Origin of the sequence: Lentzea aerocolonigenes (genome assembly GCF_000955955.1) — a bacterium.
In the GTDB taxonomy this organism is placed as follows: Bacteria; Actinomycetota; Actinomycetes; order Mycobacteriales; family Pseudonocardiaceae; genus Lentzea; species Lentzea aerocolonigenes_A.
This window is the reverse complement of sequence record NZ_JYJG01000444.1, coordinates 1-18,314: the sequence shown is the minus strand read 5'-3', so window position 1 is coordinate 18,314 and position 18,314 is coordinate 1. Positions and strand designations below refer to the sequence as shown.

Genomic DNA, 18,314 nt, shown 5'->3' with positions numbered 1-18,314 from the left:
AGGTGCTGCGTCAGCTTCCGCCGGGACATCGGCGAGTACGCGCTCTCGATCAGAACAGCCGCCCAGCGCTGTGCGAGGGGCGAAGGAGCCATCAGGGTTTGCGGCCCACCGCGGCGTAGAGGTTGGCTTTGGTCGGGTCGTCGCCGACGTCCTCGGGAGACTCCGGGCGCCACTGCGGCGTGAACACGATGCCGGGCTCGACGATCTCCAGCCCTGCCAGCATGTCCGTCACCTGGGCCTTGGTGCGCGGCGTGATCGGCTCCGCCGTCTTCGCGAAGATCTCCTTACCGGCCGCCATCGCTGCCGGCATGCTGTCCGCGGTGAAATGCGACAGCGCCAGGTACGAACCGGACGAGAGCGATTCCACGTAACGGGACAGCACGCCCCACGGGTCGTCGGAATCCGGGATGAACTGCAGGACACCCACGACCAGCAACCCGATCGGCTGGGAGAAGTCGAGCAGTTCGCGGGCCTGCGCGACGACCTTCTCCGGCTCGCGCAGATCGGCCAGCAACGCCGTCACGTTCGGCTCGTCGGCCAGCATCAGCTCGGCGTGCGTGATCGCGACCGGTTCGAAGTCGACGTACACGACCTTCGACTCGGGAGCGACCTCGTGCGCCACCTCGTGCACGTTGCCGACGGTCGGGATTCCCGAACCGAGGTCCAGGAACTGCCGGATGCCGAGGTCTGCCAGCTCCAGCACGGCCCGGCGCAGGTAGGCGCGGTTGAGCCGCGCCATGCCGCGCACCGGCAGCACCTTGATCAGCGCCTCTGCCGTCTCGCGGTCGGCTTCGAAGTTGTGCCCGCCGCCCAGCAGGTAGTCGTAGATCCGGGCGGAACTCGGCACGTCGACGTTGACACCTTCCGGCACCCAGCTGACTCGATCGACCACAGCGGCACACCTCTCGAGATGCGAATTCTGAGCGTCGACAACCCTACTGGCCGCAGATGTAGGCCGAACGAATGAATTCCACCATCACTCGAATGGTGTTCAGAGGATAAACCAATCGGTGCAACCGCTTGCAAACCGGAACTTCACCGGTCCGCGCGGCGCCATCCCCATCACGAACATCCCCAGTTCGTCGACCGCCGCCGTTTCGTGGTCACCGGAAGGCGTCACGAGCGTGACCGAACCGGTGGCCGGCATCAGCTGGCCGGTGATCCCCGCCGCCGACACCTCGACCTGCAACGACACGTCGTGCGCGTCGAACACCAGCTGCCTGGCCGTCGCGGTGGACCGGGCGCGGGCGAACAGCGTGTCGTCCAGCACCGAGTCGTACGACGTGATCAGCAGCAGTTCCTCGTCGATGTTCCGCCAGGTGAAGGCGGCCTTCGCGGCCTCCACGAACTCCGGCGGAACCTCCTCCGAAGGTGTGCTCAACGCGTCGCGCAAGGCGTCGAGCAGTACTTCGTCACTGTCCCAGTCGTGCCGCACCCAGCACACCTCCTCTCGTCGCCGGCCCTCCCAGGAACGCTGAGAGAGCAGGGGTCTTGCGCAACTTCTCCAGGCAACGTATCCGCGTCGGGCCGATGCTGCCGACCGGCATCGCGAGCTCTTCGCTCACGACCTGGTAGCTCGGCGGCGGGTCCGTCATCAGCTTCGTCAGCAACCGCTTGCACTGGTCCGTGAGCTCGGCGAACCCGTCCCGCAACGCCTGCCGCCGCTCCACCGCCAGCAGATCGGCCTCCACCTCCGCGTCCAGCTGCTCCGACTCCAGTGCATCGGACTCGGACAACGGGTCGTAGAGGTGCGTCCGCTGCTGCACGCGCAGCACGCGCAGACACTCGTTGCGGGTGGTCGTCATGATCCAGCCGGGCAGCGCCTCCGGCTCCCGGAGCCGGCCGATCTGCTCCACGAGCCGAAGCCACAGCGTCTGGTTCACGTCGGCCGCGTCCGCCGGACGCAGCCGGTGCTTGTAGATCACCGACACCACCAGCGGCGTGTACCGATCGACGATCTCGTTCCACGCCGACTGGTCGCCCTCGGCCGCCGCGCTCACGAGCGCGGCGATCGGGGATCCTGCGGTCACGTCGACTCCTTGCGGTCACAACTGGCGGAGGCCGAGGTTGCTCCCCAGATACAACTATTTGACGAAAACCCCGTAGCCGGGGGCGAACTCCGGTTCGCTCAACAGTTTGTCACGCGCCTGAGCTGCGGTGATGCCGTCAGAGGCCATCGTGGCGGCGATCCTGCCGGTCACCATCGGCGCGGCGAACGACGTGCCGTACCAGTAGGCCCACAGCGCGAACGGCGTCGAGGCCTCGCCCGGCAGCTTCCACTCGCCCTTCAGGTAGGTCGACGCGCGGTTGCCGATCGCGCAGGCGTCCACCCAGTGGCCCCAGTTCGAGTACCAGGCGGGGACGATCGCGCCGTCCTTGGTCTGTTCCGCGGCGGCGACCGCGGTGACCCCGCACAGGGCGGCGGGCCAGCTCGGCCGCTGCGTGCCGGAGTTGCCGGCCGACGCCACCACGACGATGTCGTCCGGCAGGGCCGCGATGGTGCGGCGCAACGGTTCCGACGCCACGTCGTCCTCGGTGAAGCAGCCCAGCGAGAGGTTGAGGACGTTGATCTTCTTGCGGCCCAGCTCGGTGATCTTGCGGCAGAGCCGTTCCTCGTCGCCGAACCCGTTGGCGTCGAGCGCGATCTCGGGGTCGAACGTGACGCCGGGCGCGGCGCCCTGGATCACGCCCGCGACGAACGTGCCGTGCCCGCCCTGCAACGCGAAGACGTCACCGTTGCTGAAGGCGGGGTCGACGTCGTCGGCCTCCTTGGCGTAGCGCTCGGCGAACCAGTCGGAGTGGTCGCTGTCGGCGCCCTGGGAGATGCCGGTGTCGATGATGCCGACGCGGACGTCCCTGAGGCGGTCGTCCATCTTGGGCGCGCTGATCGGGTCGGTCGGGTAGGGCCGGTCGCCGGGGTTGCCCATCACGAGACCGCCGTGGCCGACGATCACGTGGTGCGGCTGCACGAGTGGCACCCGCTGATTAGGCCAATTTCGTTGATCTCGCAACAATCGAACGATGCGCGGAATCTCCTCCGCGTTGTTCGGCAGCGTGATCCGGGCCATTCCGGCGAATCCCTCGCCGGGCCGCGCGACGATGTTGTTTTCGCGCAGCTTTTCGATCACGCGTTGCTGATCCTCGACGCTGACCAGCAGCTGGCCGGGCCGATAAAGGAATTCACGCCCGCGTTCGGCGTGGAAGCTGATGTTCTTGTCCTCGGCGATGAGCTGCAGAAAAGCTTTTTGGTAAAGCTCCGCGCTTTCTGGCGTTTTTGACACCACGGCCTCACTAAAGCAGCGTTGACGGGCACCCCGACCGAGCTTGATCAAGCTACCACAGCGGATAAAGTGACGCCGTGACCGACTTTTGTGCGGCGGACGCGCTGGAGGCCAGGCAGCGCAACCCGCGTGCGGCCGTCGAGATGGCCCGCGCGGTCCTCCGCACGACGGAAGATCGCGCGGAATGGTCGATCGCCGAGCGGGCGATCGGTCTCGCGTTGCGCGAGATGCACGACTTCGCCGGCGCGGCTCGGCATCTGCGTCGATCCATCAAGATCGCTGTCGATGCCTCGCTGCCGCGTCTGTCGGCTTTGGCGCAGATGTCGCTGGCGTGGGTGCTCGCGTACACCGGTAAGCACCAGCAGGCGTTGAAGATGCTGGACCTCGCGATGCCGGAGCTTTCCGGTGCGGACGCGGTGGCCGCGTTGATGCAGCGCGGTGTCGTCTTCCACTACCTGACCCGGTACGACGACGCCCAGCGCGACTACACGGCAGCGATCGCCGGAGCACGCCGGGTCGGCGACAAGCTCGTCGAGGCACGGGCGCACAACAACCGCGGCCTGGTGCGCGCGTATGTCGGTGACATGCGCGAGGCCTCTGCCGATTTCGAGATCGCGGCCGCGTTGCTGGGCGAGCTGGGGCAGGAACTCGGCGTCGCGGACGTGCACTGGAACGCGGGGATCATGGCGACCCGGTCCGGTGACGTGCCGGCCGCGCTGACCCTGTTCGACAAGGCGGAGGAGGTGCACCGGCGGCTCGACGTGATGCGTCCCGTGCTGCTGGTGAACCGGCTGGAACTGCTGGTGTCGGTGCCGCTGCTGGACGAGGCGCGGGTGGCGGCGGACCGGGCGATCACCGAGCTGAAGGCGTTGAAGAACCCGCTGGGTGTGTCGGAGGCGCTGTACTTCCGCGCGCGGATCGCTCTCTTGGACGACGATCCGGATGCGGCTAACGGGTTTGCCGCTGAGGCACGTCGTCGGTTCCGGCGTGAGCAACGGCTGTTGTGGGCCGCTGGGGCGCGGTACCTGGAGCTGCACGCCGCCGTGTTGCGTGGTGACCGGACTCGGCCGTTGCGGCTGGCGTTGTCGCGCGTGGCCGCCGAGCTGGACGCGATGGACTGGCGGTTGCCGGCGCTGGAGGCCCGGATCGACGCCGGGCTGGTGGCGGCCGACCTCGGTCATCGTGCGCGGGCGGTGTCGGAGCTGTCCGTCGCGGCTGCTTCGCGGTTGCGCGGCCCTGCCGGGCTGCGGGTGCGCGGCTGGTACGCGGAAGCGTTGCGGCGCAAGCTCTCCGGCGATGTGCGGGGGACGTCGGCCGCGCTGCGCCGGGGGATCGGGCTGCTGGACGAGTACCGGGTTTCGCTGGGCGCGGCCGAGTTGCGGGCGTCGACCGGGGTGCAGGGGCAGGCGCTGGCGTTGGAAGGGCTGGGGCTGGCCGTGGCGTCCGGGAACGCTGCTCGGGTGCTGTCGTGGACGGAGAGCTGGCGGGCAGGTGCGTTGCGGATGAAGGCCGTGTCGCCGCCGGATGATCCACGTCTCGAGGACGCGCTGGCGTCGTTGCGCGCCGTGTCCGCTGACATCGAGTCGGCTCTGCTGGCCGGGAAGCCCGCCGGGGCGTTGCGGGTGAAACTGGTGCGGGCCGAGCAGCGGGTGCGCGACCTGACCCGGCAGATGTCCGGTGAGGTGGCGGTGTTCAAGCCGCCGTCGGTGGCAGCGCTGGCCGCTGCGCTGGGGACGGCGGCGTTGATCGAGTTCGTGGAGTACGGCGGCGAGCTGATGGCGGTGGTGCTGGCCGGGGGCCGGGCAACGCTGCACTCGCTCGGGTCGTCGGAGGGCGCGGTCCGAGAGATCCGGTTGCTGCGCTTCGCGTTGCACCGGCTGGTGACGCTGCCGCCACAGCTGCCGAACTTGGCCGTGGCGCGGTCTTCCGCTGCTCACGCTGCCTCGTTGCTGGCTCAGCGGTTGATGGCACCGCTGGCTTCGCGGATCGACGGACGGCCGCTGGTCGTGGTGCCCACCGGGGCGTTGAACGGGTTGCCGTGGGCGGTGCTGGAGCGTCAGGTGACTGTGGCGCCTTCGGCTTCGGTGTGGTTGCGGGCTTGTTCGGTGCCTGATGCGTCGGGTGAGGCCGTGTTGGCGGCTGGGCCGCGGATGGCCGCCGCGCCCGCGGAGATCAAGGCGATCAGTTCGCACGTTCCTGGTCGGGTTCTGGTCGACTCGGAGGCGACGGTGAGCGCGGTTGCGTCCGCAATGGACGGTGCCGCGCTGGCGCACATCGCGGCGCACGGGTCGTTCCGCGTCGACAACCCGTTGTTCTCGGCTTTGGAGCTGGCTGACGGGCCGTTGACGGTCTACGACATCGAGCGGTTGCACCAGCCACCGACCCGAGTGGTGCTTTCGGCTTGTGACACCGGGCAGTCGGCGGTTCGGCCCGGTGATGAGTTGATGGGGTTCACGGCGGCGCTGTTGAGCTTGGGCACTCGGACGTTGATCGCGCCCGTGGTGCCGGTGCCGACCGACGGGACGGCACCGGTGATGGTGGAGCTGCACCAGAAGCTGGCTGCCGGGATGGCGCCCGCCGAGGCTTTGTCCGCTGTGCAGAGGGCCGCGGCCGACGACGCTGCTTACGCTGCTGCCGTTGGGTTCGTGTGCTTCGGAGCGGGCTGAGTCACTCGGGCACGATGTGCTCGATCCACGCCAGCAGCGCCCGCATCTGTGCTCGAGTGGTGACGGTGAGCCGATCCTCGGCGAGCGCGGCCCGGACGGTGTCCAGTGCCTGCTGCCGGTAGCCGCACCTGACGAGCCGATGAGCGATCTTCACACCTTCCTCGACAGGATCGCCGTGGTTGCGCAGTACGTCCAGCCACACGATGACGGCGTGCCGCAGGAGCCCGTGGTCGATGAGTCTGTCGGCGACGGCCCTGCGCCGACCTGTGCTCAGGCCCCGGCCCACGACGTGTTCGACGATGAAGTCCGCGCTCGACGCACCGGCCACGTCGAGCAGTGTCTCAGCGCACTCCTCCACGTAGATGTCCCCGAGCTCCCGCAAGAACGTTCGTTGTGCCAGGTCGACGGCTTCGGCGGCGCGCCCGGAGCGCCGGAGCACCGGCGCGAGATATCTCGCCACCGCGGTGTCGGCGTGGTCAGCTATGGGCAGAAGCCTGTCCAGAAGCCGTTGCGCCTGCTCGGGGAACGGCCCGGTGGGGAGATCGTGCAGGCACTCGGCGAGCACCTCGGGGTCGGCGTGGTCGATGGCCAGCTGATCGATCAGCTCGGTGGCGAGGTCCTCGAAGCCGGCCTCGTGTAGTTGTGGCGCCAGGGCCGCCCGGTCTTTCGGAGAACCCGCCATCGCTTTGGCGTGCAACTCGTTCGCGAAGTCGGCACCCTCGTCGAGGGCGGCCTGCATCAGGTACCGCGGCATCTTGACGACCGATGTGCGTGCCATCTCCTGTCGCACGAGATGCGCACGTGGCAAATCGGCCTGAGACATCATGCGAACCGCCGTGTCAGCGTCGATCTCGCGGCTTTCCAGCAGACTGCTGGCCCACTCCGGTTCGGTGGTCAGGAGTACGCGCCAGGCAGTGACTACATGATCGTCGTCCACCGCGGGATCGGTCGGGACAACCTGCCTGGCCAGCGACGCCGCGAGTTCGGGATGAGTCGAGTGCAGGGCTCTTGCGGCAACCGCGGCATAAGTGACCGGCCTCGCGTTCACCTCGTCGACGATCTTCTTCACCGCTGACGCGTCACCGACTTGGGCCATCATCTCGACCGTCTCGCGGAACTGGTACTCGTCCGGGAACGGCTGGGCGAACAACATTTTCGCCGCCCAGACGGCCTCCTCCGCGCATCCCGCTTGTGCCGCCTGCCGCACGAGAACGTGCCACCCCGGTGGCTCCTCGTCGTGTTCCCCATGGATTTCGGGCACGTGCCGGAAACCTGCCGGGATCGTGTCGTCGATCTTCATTCGCCGCACCAGCCGCCGCACCAGGTCCGCGGCTGCCTCGTGCCGTTTCAGCTCCAGCAGGACCTGGGCCGCGGCCATGACCATCACGTAGTCCGCGTCGCCGAACTCAGCCGCCAGGCGAAGTACGAGCCGATCTGCGCGGTCGGCGCCGTCCGGCAGGATCTCCGCGAGCCCTCGTGCCACCTCGACCAGCGCCAGCGGGTGGGACAGGTCGCCGAAGCTCTCCAGCCACCGCGCAGACTCCTCCGCCGAGCCGAGGTGCCCTAGTGCGATCGCCGAACAGATCCGAATCGACGGTGCCAGCTCTGGCTGTTCCCGGAGCGCGCGCAGTCTCCCCTTCAGCGCTTCGGTGATCCCATGGCCTGACAACCCCGCGAGCGCGCGTCCGATCTCGCGGATGTCTCTCCACGGATCGGAGTCCGTCCCCGTTACCAGCACCAGGTCCACCACGCGATCAAGGATCGTCGTGGCCAGCTCGTCCGGTATCTGGACGTCCTCGGACAGCAGTTTCGCCGCCAGCAGCACGTGTTCCCGTTTGCCCTCCATCAGGCGGCGGAGCACCAGGCCGAGGTCGTGTCCCTCCTCGCGGCTCCACAGCACGAATGTGAAGAGCACGGACGTTTCCTTGGCCGACTCGGTGCCCTGCCGCACCCAGTCGTCGAGGGCGGGGAAGTCGGCCGGGATCCGCGGCGCGTGGTACCTCGCGGCGAGGAACTCCGCGAACAACCTGTGCAGGAAGTCGATTCCGTGATCGCGCTGGGTGAAGACGCCGATGCTGGTGAGCACCGGCAGCAGGTCCTCCTCCGGGCACGGCCGGTCGAGCCAGTCGGCCGCGATCTCGATCAGCGGGCGTTCGGACTCCAGGCGTTTGACTGCGAGGTGTTCCACGAGATCGCGGCGGTGGGCGTGGATCCATTCCACGACTTCGAGCCGGGCGGGGTCGTCGATGGTGCGGCGGAGCTCCGCGACGGTGTCCCGGCCGCTGGCCTTGTCGTCGAGCAGGTAAGACATGAAGCGGGTGAAGAGGTCGACGCGGTTGTGCGGCAGCGGCCGGCCGGGTTCGAGGGTGTTGGTGATCGCGGCGATCGTGGCGAGCAGCGGGACGTTCACCAGCTCGCGCAGCCTGCCGTCGTGGACCTGTCGCAGGAACTCCTCGGCGCGTGCCGTCGCGCGAGCCAGGTCCTGCGAGCGGAACCACGCCACGGCGAACTCGCGGAGCTCCGCCGGCCCGAACGGTTCGATGACGTAGCGGTCGACGTACGGGCCGTGCAGCTGGTCGAGCGCACCGGATGGCAGCTCGCGCGAGGTGATCACCAGCTGGTGGTCGGTCCCTCTGCGCATGCGGGTGGCAATCGCGTCGATCACCGTGCGCAGGCGGTCGGGCTCGACGATCTCGTCCAGCCCGTCGACGAACACCAGCCAGCGCGCCCCCAACGCCCTGCGAGCGAACAGTTCCGGCCGGATCGGCGCGGTCAGCTTGCGGTTGCGCACGGCGTCCGCGAGCAGCTCGCTCCACGTGCGGTCCTCGGCGAGTGCTTTGGCACTGACGCGCAGTGGCATCAGGGGTTCCGGCAACGGCGGGCGTTCGCTCGGATCCAGCCACTCGCTCGCCAGGAACTGCACGTACATCTGGCCCAGCGTCGACTTGCCGGAGCCGGGGCCACCGGTGATCAGCAGATGCCTGCCGGTGGTGAGCGCCTCCGCGATCGGCATGATCCGCCTGGCGGGTTCGGGTTTCCCTGGCTTGGGCGCCGGTTCGTCGGTGTCGGGCTGTTGTGGCAGCACGCTTTGCTGTACGTACACCTGAACGAGCTCCGGCTGCTTGCTGGGCAGCAGGTGATACGGCAACGTCACGGCCGCGTCGTGTTGTGCCTGCAGGAGATCGCGCAGCTCGTCGGTGAGGCCGGGGCGGTTCTGCCACGAGGTCAGCGGAGGGTACTGGGCTTCGCCGCTGTAGACGTTCAGCGTTTCGACGGACTCCGTCTGGATCAGAGTGCCGTACACGGGGCTGTCGTTGACCTCGTTGGGCATACGGAGGTTCTACCCGATGGCGTCACTTCGGTGGCGGCACCGAGTAGAGCTGCAGCGCGGTCTGACCCGAACAGCCGTACTCGCCGGGCTGGGTCTGCACCCGCGGCGGGTACCACGCCGCGACGGTTCCGCCGGTGAGCCGGACACCGTTGAGACACTGCCCGCCGCCACCGGCGACGATGCCGATCTGGCCGTCCCGCACGAAGGCGTCGAGGCGCGGCTCGGCCCACGGCAGCTTGGTCTGCTCGTCGACCGGCATCGGTGGCAGTTCGGCGCGCAACGCCGCGAGCACCTCGTCCTGCGTGACCGCGGGCGGCAGCTCGGCGAGGATGGTCTTGAAGGCGTCGAGGTACGTGTCCGGCACACCTGTCTTCTGCACGGGCGGAGGGGTGATCGGCGTGGCGTTCTCGGGACAGCGGACGCGTTCCGGGCCGGCGCCCAGCACGCCGTAGTAGTTGAAGTCGGCGCGGTAGCAGGCGGTCACCGGGTCCTGCTCCCAGAGCCGCCACGACGGCGGGCTCTCGGAGGTGCCGGGGTCGTAGATGCGGAACACCAGGGTGGCCCGCACCTTCTCGGTGTCGTTCGTCGGGGTGTCGGTGATCTCGATGACCGCGAAGTACTTCGGGTCGGTGTTCCCGTGCAGCGCGGCGCGGGCGTAGGCGTTGCCGTCGCGCGGCACCGGGTAGCCGATGCGGTCAGCCACTTCTTCAGCTGTCTTGTCGGTGTAGCCGCTGCCGTCCGGTCTGACCGCGTGGTAACCGATCGCGCCGAGCACACCGGCCAGCAGCAGTAGAAGTGCGACCCCCAGGGACTTCATGGCTCGGACCGTAGTGCCGCGGCCTGGCCGTGCGCGCGAGTACTTCTACTCAGCCGCCGGTCACTTCGCTGACTTCCGTTCGGGCAGCGCGCCTTCCGCGGTGCAGGTCTTCACGGCGTTCGGCATGTCCGAAGGAGTCTGGGCGGCGACCTTGATGGTGCCGTCCGCGAGGCGGGTGCCCTCGAGGCACTGGCCTTTGGTGCCGTCGGCGGTGATGCCGATCTCGCCGTTCTCGACGAACGCGTCCAGGGTGGGTTCGCGCCAGGGCTGCCCGTGCTCGTCGATCGGCAACGGCGGGAGCTTCGCGCGCACCGCCGTGAGCACCTCGTCGCGGTTGGGGGCGGGAGGCAGCGTGGAAAGGGCCGTCTTGAAGGCTTCCGCGTAGTTGTCGGGCACGCCGTCGTGCTTGATGCCCGGCGGGAGCAGCGCTGGTGCACCGGCTGGGCAGCGGACGCGATCAGGCCCGCCGGCGAGTCCGAAGTAGTCGAACTCCATGCGGTAGCAGGCGGTGACGGCGTCCCGGTGGGTCCACATGGCGTCGTGCTCGTCCTCGTGGATCCGGATGACCAGGCGCGAGCTGGGCTTCTGCGTGTCGGCGAGGCGGTCGCCGAGGTCGGTGTACTCGATGACGTCCCAGCCGCCGCACTGGCTGTACGGCTCGAGTTCGCGGCGTGCGAACGAGGCCGCGCTGTCCGGCACCGGGTACCTGGCGAGGCACTCGGCCGAGTGGTCGGCGGAGTCGTCGGTGGACCCGTTGCCTTCCGGTCTCGACACGATGTACGCGAGCGTGGCGAGCACGGCCGCGATCAAAGCCACGATCCCCCAGGGCTTCATGGACGCGACGCTAGTGCCTTCTCTCCTCGGGTATTCCAGAACTCGGGCGTTCGCTTATGGTTGCTCGCCATGACAACGAGGTCGTGGTGGGGCTGGGGCAACGTCGAGGACGCCGTCACCCCTGATGAACGCCGTGCGCTGGTCGCTCGGGTCCGGGCGGTGCTGCCGGACGCGGACCTGACGTTCCACGCCGCGCCCGATCCGTCGTCGCTGGACGTGCCGCCACCGCGCGTGGCGCCACCTGGTGATCTCTACTCGGCCGACGCGCTCGACCGGCTTTCGCACGCCCGTGGTCAGGCCTATCGCGATGTCACGCGGAACCTCGCCGGTGACGTCGGGCCGTTGCCGGATGCCGTTGCACGACCGCGCACCGAACAGGACGTCGTCGACGTGCTGGACTGGTGTTCTTCGGCCGGAGTGGCGGTGATTCCCTTCGGTGGCGGCACTTCCGTGGTCGGCGGGGTGGAGCCGCGGGAGCTCGACCGGGTGGTGACGCTGGATCTCTCGTTGCTGGACCGGGTGCTGGAGGTCGATCCGGTGTCCCGTGCCGCGCGCATCCAGGCGGGTGTGTTCGGGCCGTCGCTGGAGGCGCAGCTGAAGGCGTCCGGGCTGACGTTGCGGCACTTCCCGCAGTCGTTCGAGTTCTCCACGCTCGGCGGCTGGCTCGCGACCCGCGCCGGTGGCCATTACGCGACGCTCTACACGCACATCGACGACCTGACCGAGTCGCTCCGAGTCGTGACTCCGGCTGGTGTTTCCGAGTCGCGCCGGTTGCCGGGTTCGGGTGCGGGTCCGTCTCCTGACCGGCTGTTCCTGGGTTCCGAGGGGACTTTGGGCGTGATCACCGAGGCGTGGATGCGGTTGCAGTCGCCTCCGGTCCACCGCGCCGGGGCTTCGGTGCGGTTCTCGTCGTGGGAGCGTGCGGTCGAGGCCTGCCGGCTGATCGCGCAGTCCGGGCTGAATCCCGCCAACTGTCGTCTGCTGGACCCGGCGGAGGCTTTCCTGAACGCCGGTGCGGCGTCGTCCGTGCTGGTACTGGCCTTCGAGTCGGCTGATCACCCGGTGGACGCGTGGCTGGCGCGGGCTTTGGAACTGTGCGGCGACGGCGAGGTCGTCGAGGGGACGGCTTCGCAGTGGCGGAAGTCGTTCCTGCGCATGCCTTACCAGCGCGATGCCATGGCCCAGCACGGGATGATCACCGAGACGTTCGAGACGGCGTGCACGTGGGATCGTTTTGCCGACCTGCACGCGTCAGTCGTCTCGGCCGCGTCCGCCGCTCTGCGCGACGTGTGCGGCGTCGGCGTCGTGACCTGCCGCTTCACCCACGTCTACCCGGACGGCCCGGCGCCCTACTACGGCATCTACGCGCCGGGGCGGTGGGGGAGCCTGACCTCGCAGTGGGACGAGATCAAGGCCGCGGTGTCGGAGGCTCTGATCAACGCGGGCGGCACCATCACCCACCACCACGCCGTGGGCCGCGATCACATGCCCTGGTACACCCGCCAGCGTCCAGACGCGTTCGGTCTGGCGTTGTCCGGGGCCAAGGCCGCACTGGACCCCGCGGGCGTGCTGAACCCCGGTGTCCTCACCACACGATCGACCTGAGGATCAACGCGGCGACGAACACGACCGTGAACGCCAGATCCAGCCCGAACCCGCCGAACCGCAGCGGCGGCAACACCTTCCGCACCGGCGACAACACGGGTTCGGTCACCGCGTACGTCACCCGGCGCACCTTGAACACCCAAGCGCCGCGGGCGTCGAGCGTGACGGCCCAGTCGACGATCATCCGGCCGATCATCACCAGGATGAACAGCGTCAGCAGCCAAAAGAGCACGAAGCCGACCAAGCCGAACAAAATGGCCTCCTAATGTCCTGTATGTCCATGAAGCCACACGAAACTGAGAGGCGCCTGGCAACTCGCTGAGACAGTATTCAGCGCATGGCTTACGACGAGGGCCTGGCCCACCGCCTGGGCGACGTGCTGGGACCGCTGCCGGGCGTGGTGGCCAAGAAGATGTTCGGCGGCGTGGTGTTCATGTGGAACGGAAACATGCTGGTAGGCGTGATGGGCACGGACCTGATCGCCCGCGTGGGCCCGGAGGCGCACGCCGACGCGCTGGCCGAGCCGGGTGCGCGGGTGTTCGACTTCACCGGCCGGCCGATGAAGGGCTGGGTGGTCGTGGACGGCGCGGCTGTGTCGGAAGACTCAGCGCTGGACGACTGGATCGCGCGGTGCCGTGACTTCGTGGAAGCGCTGCCGCCGAAGTGAGCCTCCTCGATCGGGTCCGCGAGGCGCTGGACGGCTACCGGTACGTCACCGAGACATCCGCGCTCGGCGGTGTGGTGTTCGAGTGGGACGGTGATCCGCTCGTCGGTGTTGTGGACGACGAACTGGTCGTGCGTGCCTCGGGAGGTGGCTGGCAGACCGTCACCGGCGATGTCGCGGAGTGGATCCGACGCTCAGCCGACGTCGTGATCGCCGAGTGCGTGGTGCGCTGGCACGCCGAACTCCGCGCGGGCGAGCCGGTCGCGGCGTCTCGGGCCATGCTCGGTCTCGTCCACCACGAGCCGGACCGCGAGCAGTTGCAACGGCTCCTGCTCGAGCACACCCGCCACCCGGACCTCCGCCATCTCGCCGTCACGTGCCTGGGGCACATGGGCAGGCTCGACGGTGAGGTGCTGCCCGAGGTCATGTCCCGTCTCCAGGAGCTTCGCGACGATCCGGAGCTGGGAGGAAGGGCCGAGGACGCGCTGGGGGACATCGAGTCCTTCAGCGGGCGCGGCCAGATGGACCGGACTGCCGGTTGAGCACGCGTCCTGGCCAGGACGTGCCGTGTCCGGTTAGTCCCGACTTTCGGACGTGTCGAGCGGCAAATCCCGTACGTAGCGTGCCCTCCGGATCCGAGAGGGGACAGAACGTGCGAAGACTACTGGCGGGAGCAGCGGCGCTCACGCTTCTCACCACCGGCCTGGTGACACCGGCCGTCGCGGTGCCGGGGCAGCAGCCCGAAGCGCAACTCAGGCAGCAGAGCGACGAGCAGCCCCACGAGCTGGAGATCAAGCGCCGCGCGTTGAAGCAGCAGGCGCTGGCCGAGGTGCTCACGGGTGAGGCCAAGACCGAGAAGCGCGGCAGCAGCACCGTCGCGAAGGTCGGCAAGAAGCAGAACAAGGACCAGTACGTCGAGCTCAAGCGGGAGAAGACCGACAAGATCTTCGTGATCCTGGCGGAGTTCGGCAACGAGCGGCACCCCGACTACCCGGACCGCGACACGAACCCCGCCACGCCGGGGCCGCAGCGGTTCGACGGGCCCACGCACAACCAGATCCCCGAGCCGAACCGGGCCGTGGACAACACGACGATCTGGCACCAGGACTTCAGCCAGAAGTACTTCCAGGACCTGTACTTCAGCCGCAAGAAGGACGCCAACTCGGTCGCGAACTTCTACGACAAGCAGTCAAGCGGCAGGTACACGGTCAACGGCCTCGTCACGGACTGGGTCAAGGTCAAGTACAACGAGGCGCGCTACGGCCGCAGCAACGGGTTCCCGTGTGCGGACAACATCTGCAACAACTCGCGTGAGCTGATCAAGGACGCGGTCGGGCAGTGGGTGGCGGACCAGCAGGCCGCCGGCAAGACCACCGCGCAGATCAAGGCGACGCTGGCCGAGTACGACCAGTGGGACCGCTACGACTACGACTCCGACGGCGACTTCAACGAGCCCGACGGGTACCTCGACCACTTCCAGATCGTGCACGCGGGTGGTGACCAGGCCGACGGCGACCCGTTGCAGGGTGAGGACGCGCTGTGGAGCCACCGCGGGTACGCGTTCAAGAACTACTCGACCGGGCCCGGCACCAACAAGCTCGGCGGCGCGCAGATCGGTGACACCGGCATCTGGGTCGGCGACTACACCGTGCAGCCCGAGAACGGCGGCGTCAGCGTCTTCGCGCACGAGTTCGGCCACGACCTCGGCCTGCCGGACCACTACGACACGGCCGGTGGCTCGAACGGCGTCAACTGGTGGTCGATCATGGCGCAGAACCGGGTGAACGCGCCCGGCGAGGCTCCAGGTGAGCGCGCCAACGAGTTCTCCGCGTGGGACAAGCTGCAGCTCGGCTGGCTCGACTACGAGGTCGCGGTCGCGGGGCAGGAGAAGGTGTTCGAGCTCGGCCCGCACGAGTACAACACCGCCAAGGCCCAAGGCCTCGTCGTGGTGCTGCCGGACATCTCCAAGAACTTCGACTACGGCACGCCCTTCGCGGGCACCAAGATGTGGTGGAGCGACAAGGGCAACGACCTCGACAACTCCATGACCGTGCCGCTCGACCTGCGCGGCAAGACGTCGGCGTCGCTCAGCATGAAGGCCCGCTACGACATCGAGGCGGACTACGACTACCTCTACGTCGAAGCGTCCAATGAGGACGGCAGCTGGACGCAGCTCGACGGCGTCGCGAACGGGCAGCCGTTCCAGCGCGACTCGGCGAACGCGCCTGCTCTGAGCGCGTCGTCGGGCGGGCAGTGGGTCGACCTGAGCGTCAACCTGAACGCCTACGCAGGCAAGAACACCAAGCTGCGCCTGGCCTACCGCACCGACGGTGCCCTCGCGCTGCAGGGCTTCTTCGCCGACGACATCACCGTGACCGCCGACGGCGTCCCGGTGCTGACGGACGGCGCGGAGGCCGCGTCGCCGTGGACCACGCGCGGGTTCCGCACGACCGTGGGCAAGGAGACGAAGGCGTTCGACCAGTTCTACATCGCGTCGAACCGCACCTACGAGTCGTACGGCCAGTACAACAAGACCGGCCCGTACCGCTTCAGCTTCCCGGACAAGCCCGACTTCGTGGAGCACTTCGCGTACCAGGACGGTCTGCTGGTGTCGTTGTGGAACACGTCGTTCCTCGACAACAACGTGAGCGAGCACCCCGGTGAGGGCCTGATCCTGCCGATCGACGCCAACCCGGCGCCGCTCTACAACCTCGAGGGCGCCAAGTGGTCCGTCAGCGTCAGCGGCTACGACGCGCCGTTCGGGCTGCAGAAGTCGGACTCCTTCACGTTGCACGTCAACGGCAAGGCGTCCTACATCCGCGGCGCCGCTGCTCAGCCGACGTTCGACGACACCAAGCAGTTCTGGTTCGCCGAGCAGCCGAACGCGGGCGTGAAGCTGCCGGCGGTCGGTGTCGGCCTGAAGGTTCTCCGTCAGTCCGGCACGTCGATGACGGTGAAGCTGTTCAAGACGAAGTAGTTTCAGCTGCATGACCACTGCTGAGGACATGCTGGCCGTCGCCGTCGAAGAGGCGCGGATGGGACTCGCCGAAGGCGGGATCCCCATCGGCGCGGCACTCTTCGACGGCGACGGCCGTCTGCTGGGCCGGGGTCACAACCGTCGCGTGCAGGACGGCGACGCCTCCATGCACGCGGAGACCTCGGCCTTCCGCAACGCCGGACGCCAGCGCAGCTACCGCGGCACCACCATGGTCACGACTCTCTCGCCGTGCTGGTACTGCAGCGGACTCGTGCGCCAGTTCGGCATCTCGAACGTGCTGATCGGCGAGGCCACGACGTTCTACGGCGGCCACGACTGGCTCGCCGAGAACGGTGTCGGCATCACGATCGCCGACGATCCCGCGTTGATCGAACTGATGACGTCGTTCATCGCCGAGCGCCCCGAGCTCTGGTACGAGGACATCGGCCAGGATTAATACCTTTGCCGCGGAGTGCGCTCCAGGTCTTAGGTTTCAGGTATGTCTTCCGTCCTGATCACCGGCGCCAACAAGGGCCTCGGCCTCGAAACCGCTCGCCAGCTCGTCCAGGCGGGCCACACCGTGTGGCTGGGCAGCCGCGACTCCGCACGCGGGGAGGAAGCGGCCTCGGCCGTCGGCGCCCGGTTCGTGCAGCTCGACGTCACCTCGGACGAGTCCGTCACCGCGGCCGCGAAAACCGTGGGAGAGCTGGACGTGCTGGTCAACAACGCCGGCATCGCTCCGGAGTGGACTGAGGAAGGCGTCGTCGGGGCGGGGGAACTCACCGCGGACCTCATGCGCGAGACGTTCGAGGTCAACCTGTTCGGCATCGTCCGCGTCCTGCACGCCTTCCTACCGCTGCTGGAGCGTTCTGCCGCGCCGGTCGTGGTGAACGTGAGCAGCCGCCTCGCCTCGCTGGCCACGGCCGCCGAGGGCAGCGGGTATCCCGGTGTCGCGTATCCGGTGTCGAAGGCCGCGGTCAACATGGTGACCGTGCAGTACGCGAAGGCGTTCCCCCGGATGCGGATCAACGCGGTCGAGCCGGGGTTCACCGCGACCGACCTGAACCGGGGCAGCGGCAGGCAGACCGTCGAGCAGGGTGCCGAGATCATCGTGCGGATGGCGCAGATCGATCCGGACGGCCCGACCGGTGGCTACTTCGACGCCGACGGCCCGTTGCCCTGGTGAGCTGACTGGAACTGCCAGATCACGAGGGCCGGAGCGCCGGCGCTGACGGCTCGGGTCGCTTCGGGCACCATCGCGGCCAACGACCACGGCCACAGCTCCCACGGTCCCGGGTCCGCGGCTGCCGGGACAGGAGACGGTTCGGGCACCCCGGGTTCCTCACAACGACGCGGCTGCAGCCCCACCGCCAGCGCGGCACGCAGGTAGTCGCCGATCAGGTGGCGGTGGGCGCTCATCCGCCCAGGACGGCCGTCGGCGGCGCGGACGGACGGCACCGAGCCGAGCGCCACCCGTTCCGGGTGCATGTCGGAGATGACCAGGTGCCCGCCGGGACGCAGCACCCTGGCGAACTCCGCGATCACCGGCGCGAGCGACGCGACGTGGGTCAACGCCAGCGCGCACGTGACCAGGTCGACCGAGGCGTCCTCAACGGGAAGCCGATGCAGGTCGCCGACCAGGAACTCGCCCTCAGGAACACGAGTGCGGGCCCGCGCCAGCATCTCGGGCGAGCCGTCGACACCGATCACCCGATGGCCTCGAAGAGACAGCAACGAGGCGAGACGACCGGTCCCGCACGCGGCGTCCAGCGCGACCCCCGCCGGCAATGAGCCGATGATCTCCTCGAGCACCGGTTCGTCCAGGTCGAAGGCGGAGTTCGGCTGGTCGTACGTCGCCGACCACAGTCGATAGCCCGTGACGGCGTCCACTCTGTCGACTTCCACCGCGGCATCGGCGAGCGCCGGGTCGTCGAGCACTCCGCGGATCTCCGCGATCCGCGCCTCCACGAAGTCGCGGCCGTGCCCTCCGGTGAACGCGCGCAGCAGCGCGACACCTTCGAGTCCGAGTAGGTACGCACGCGGGTCCTCGTAGCTCACCCGACGCAGGCTAGTAGTACTTCGTCAGGTGGCGCTGACCTGGCGTGCGTGATCACATCTGCGGCCGTGCGTGCGTGCCGC

At 68.4% G+C, this 18,314-nt stretch carries 17 protein-coding genes; 8 read left to right on the top strand and 9 right to left on the bottom strand.

Translation table 11 applies throughout. The features are described from left to right. Positions 1-91: 91 nt before the first annotated feature. The 4 genes from UK23_RS43085 to UK23_RS43070 all read right to left on the bottom strand — a co-directional run bounded on the left by UK23_RS43085 (position 92) and on the right by UK23_RS43070 (position 2,969). Entirely contained in the window at positions 92-892 is an 801-nt protein-coding gene (locus tag UK23_RS43085; protein ID WP_045317606.1) for an SAM-dependent methyltransferase, read from the bottom strand. Between the two features lie 99 nt (positions 893-991). Next, the gene (locus UK23_RS43080; protein ID WP_052685553.1) at positions 992-1,435 is read right to left on the bottom strand and encodes a hypothetical protein; all 444 of its coding nucleotides are present in this window, start codon (positions 1,433-1,435) and stop codon (positions 992-994) included. Further along, the gene (locus UK23_RS43075; protein WP_045317605.1) at positions 1,413-2,030 is read right to left on the bottom strand and encodes an RNA polymerase sigma factor; all 618 of its coding nucleotides are present in this window, start codon (positions 2,028-2,030) and stop codon (positions 1,413-1,415) included. Before UK23_RS43075 ends, UK23_RS43080 begins: the two co-directional genes overlap by 23 nt. A gap of 54 nt (positions 2,031-2,084) precedes the next feature. Further along, positions 2,085-2,969 (bottom strand): S8 family peptidase, encoded by an 885-nt coding sequence (locus UK23_RS43070; RefSeq protein ID WP_231114942.1) that lies wholly within the window; start codon positions 2,967-2,969, stop codon positions 2,085-2,087. On the opposite strand from UK23_RS43070, the gene UK23_RS54350 reads away from it, so the two are divergent. After that, entirely contained in the window at positions 2,940-3,278 is a 339-nt protein-coding gene (locus UK23_RS54350; protein ID WP_231114941.1) for a hypothetical protein, read from the top strand. The two genes, UK23_RS43070 and UK23_RS54350, sit on opposite strands and share 30 nt — an antisense overlap. Positions 3,279-3,358: 80 nt before the next feature. Then, a complete protein-coding gene (locus UK23_RS43065; protein WP_052685552.1) occupies positions 3,359-5,947 on the top strand; it encodes a CHAT domain-containing protein in 2,589 nt (862 codons plus the stop codon). Position 5,948: 1 nt separating this feature from the next. On the opposite strand, the gene UK23_RS43060 is transcribed toward UK23_RS43065, so the two are convergent. From UK23_RS43060 to UK23_RS43050, 3 genes are read right to left on the bottom strand one after another with little or no spacing between them, the layout of a single operon-like run. After that, on the bottom strand, positions 5,949-9,278 hold the full coding sequence (locus UK23_RS43060; RefSeq protein WP_045317604.1) for an NACHT domain-containing protein: 3,330 nt from the start codon (positions 9,276-9,278) through the stop codon (positions 5,949-5,951). A gap of 22 nt (positions 9,279-9,300) precedes the next feature. After that, complete coding sequence (locus UK23_RS43055) at positions 9,301-10,095, bottom strand: hypothetical protein (protein WP_052685551.1); 795 nt, start codon at positions 10,093-10,095, stop codon at positions 9,301-9,303. 60 nt (positions 10,096-10,155) lie between these two features. Further along, on the bottom strand, positions 10,156-10,929 hold the full coding sequence (locus UK23_RS43050) for a hypothetical protein (RefSeq protein WP_045317603.1): 774 nt from the start codon (positions 10,927-10,929) through the stop codon (positions 10,156-10,158). A 69-nt stretch (positions 10,930-10,998) separates the two neighbouring features. On the opposite strand from UK23_RS43050, the gene UK23_RS43045 reads away from it, so the two are divergent. After that, complete coding sequence (locus UK23_RS43045) at positions 10,999-12,534, top strand: FAD-binding oxidoreductase (RefSeq protein WP_045317602.1); 1,536 nt, start codon at positions 10,999-11,001, stop codon at positions 12,532-12,534. Here the strand turns inward: UK23_RS43045 and UK23_RS43040 are convergent. Next, complete coding sequence (locus UK23_RS43040) at positions 12,515-12,787, bottom strand: YggT family protein (RefSeq protein ID WP_231114940.1); 273 nt, start codon at positions 12,785-12,787, stop codon at positions 12,515-12,517. The two genes, UK23_RS43045 and UK23_RS43040, sit on opposite strands and share 20 nt — an antisense overlap. 84 nt (positions 12,788-12,871) lie before the next feature. Between UK23_RS43040 and UK23_RS43035 the strand changes: the two genes are divergently transcribed. The 5 genes from UK23_RS43035 (at position 12,872) to UK23_RS43015 (ending at position 17,361) form a co-directional block, all read left to right on the top strand. Beyond that, complete coding sequence (locus tag UK23_RS43035; protein WP_045317601.1) at positions 12,872-13,201, top strand: TfoX/Sxy family protein; 330 nt, start codon at positions 12,872-12,874, stop codon at positions 13,199-13,201. Then, complete coding sequence (locus UK23_RS43030) at positions 13,198-13,740, top strand: hypothetical protein (protein ID WP_045317600.1); 543 nt, start codon at positions 13,198-13,200, stop codon at positions 13,738-13,740. Before UK23_RS43035 ends, UK23_RS43030 begins: the two co-directional genes overlap by 4 nt. Before the next feature lie 110 nt (positions 13,741-13,850). Then, a complete protein-coding gene (locus UK23_RS43025; RefSeq protein WP_045317599.1) occupies positions 13,851-16,175 on the top strand; it encodes an immune inhibitor A domain-containing protein in 2,325 nt (774 codons plus the stop codon). 10 nt (positions 16,176-16,185) lie between these two features. Next, on the top strand, positions 16,186-16,632 hold the full coding sequence (locus UK23_RS43020; protein ID WP_045317598.1) for a nucleoside deaminase: 447 nt from the start codon (positions 16,186-16,188) through the stop codon (positions 16,630-16,632). 42 nt (positions 16,633-16,674) lie between these two features. Continuing rightward, the gene (locus tag UK23_RS43015) at positions 16,675-17,361 is read left to right on the top strand and encodes an SDR family NAD(P)-dependent oxidoreductase (RefSeq protein ID WP_045317597.1); all 687 of its coding nucleotides are present in this window, start codon (positions 16,675-16,677) and stop codon (positions 17,359-17,361) included. Here the strand turns inward: UK23_RS43015 and UK23_RS43010 are convergent. After that, positions 17,328-18,233 carry a class I SAM-dependent methyltransferase gene (locus UK23_RS43010; RefSeq protein ID WP_045317596.1) on the bottom strand — a complete coding sequence of 302 codons (906 nt, stop codon included), beginning with the start codon at positions 18,231-18,233 and terminating at the stop codon, positions 17,328-17,330. The genes UK23_RS43015 and UK23_RS43010 overlap by 34 nt on opposite strands. Positions 18,234-18,314: the final 81 nt, after the last annotated feature.

Bases quoted from the DNA above. Each gene is read 5' to 3' on its own strand.
- UK23_RS43060 (WP_045317604.1), bottom strand. From the start codon at position 9,278: ATGCCCAACGAGGTCAACGACAGCCCCGTGTACGGCACTCTGATCCAG.
- UK23_RS43055 (WP_052685551.1), bottom strand. From the start codon at position 10,095: ATGAAGTCCCTGGGGGTCGCACTTCTACTGCTGCTGGCCGGTGTGCTC.
- UK23_RS43050 (WP_045317603.1), bottom strand. From the start codon at position 10,929: ATGAAGCCCTGGGGGATCGTGGCTTTGATCGCGGCCGTGCTCGCCACG.
- UK23_RS43045 (WP_045317602.1), top strand. From the start codon at position 10,999: ATGACAACGAGGTCGTGGTGGGGCTGGGGCAACGTCGAGGACGCCGTC.
- UK23_RS43035 (WP_045317601.1), top strand. From the start codon at position 12,872: ATGGCTTACGACGAGGGCCTGGCCCACCGCCTGGGCGACGTGCTGGGA.
- UK23_RS43020 (WP_045317598.1), top strand. From the start codon at position 16,186: ATGACCACTGCTGAGGACATGCTGGCCGTCGCCGTCGAAGAGGCGCGG.
- UK23_RS43015 (WP_045317597.1), top strand. From the start codon at position 16,675: ATGTCTTCCGTCCTGATCACCGGCGCCAACAAGGGCCTCGGCCTCGAA.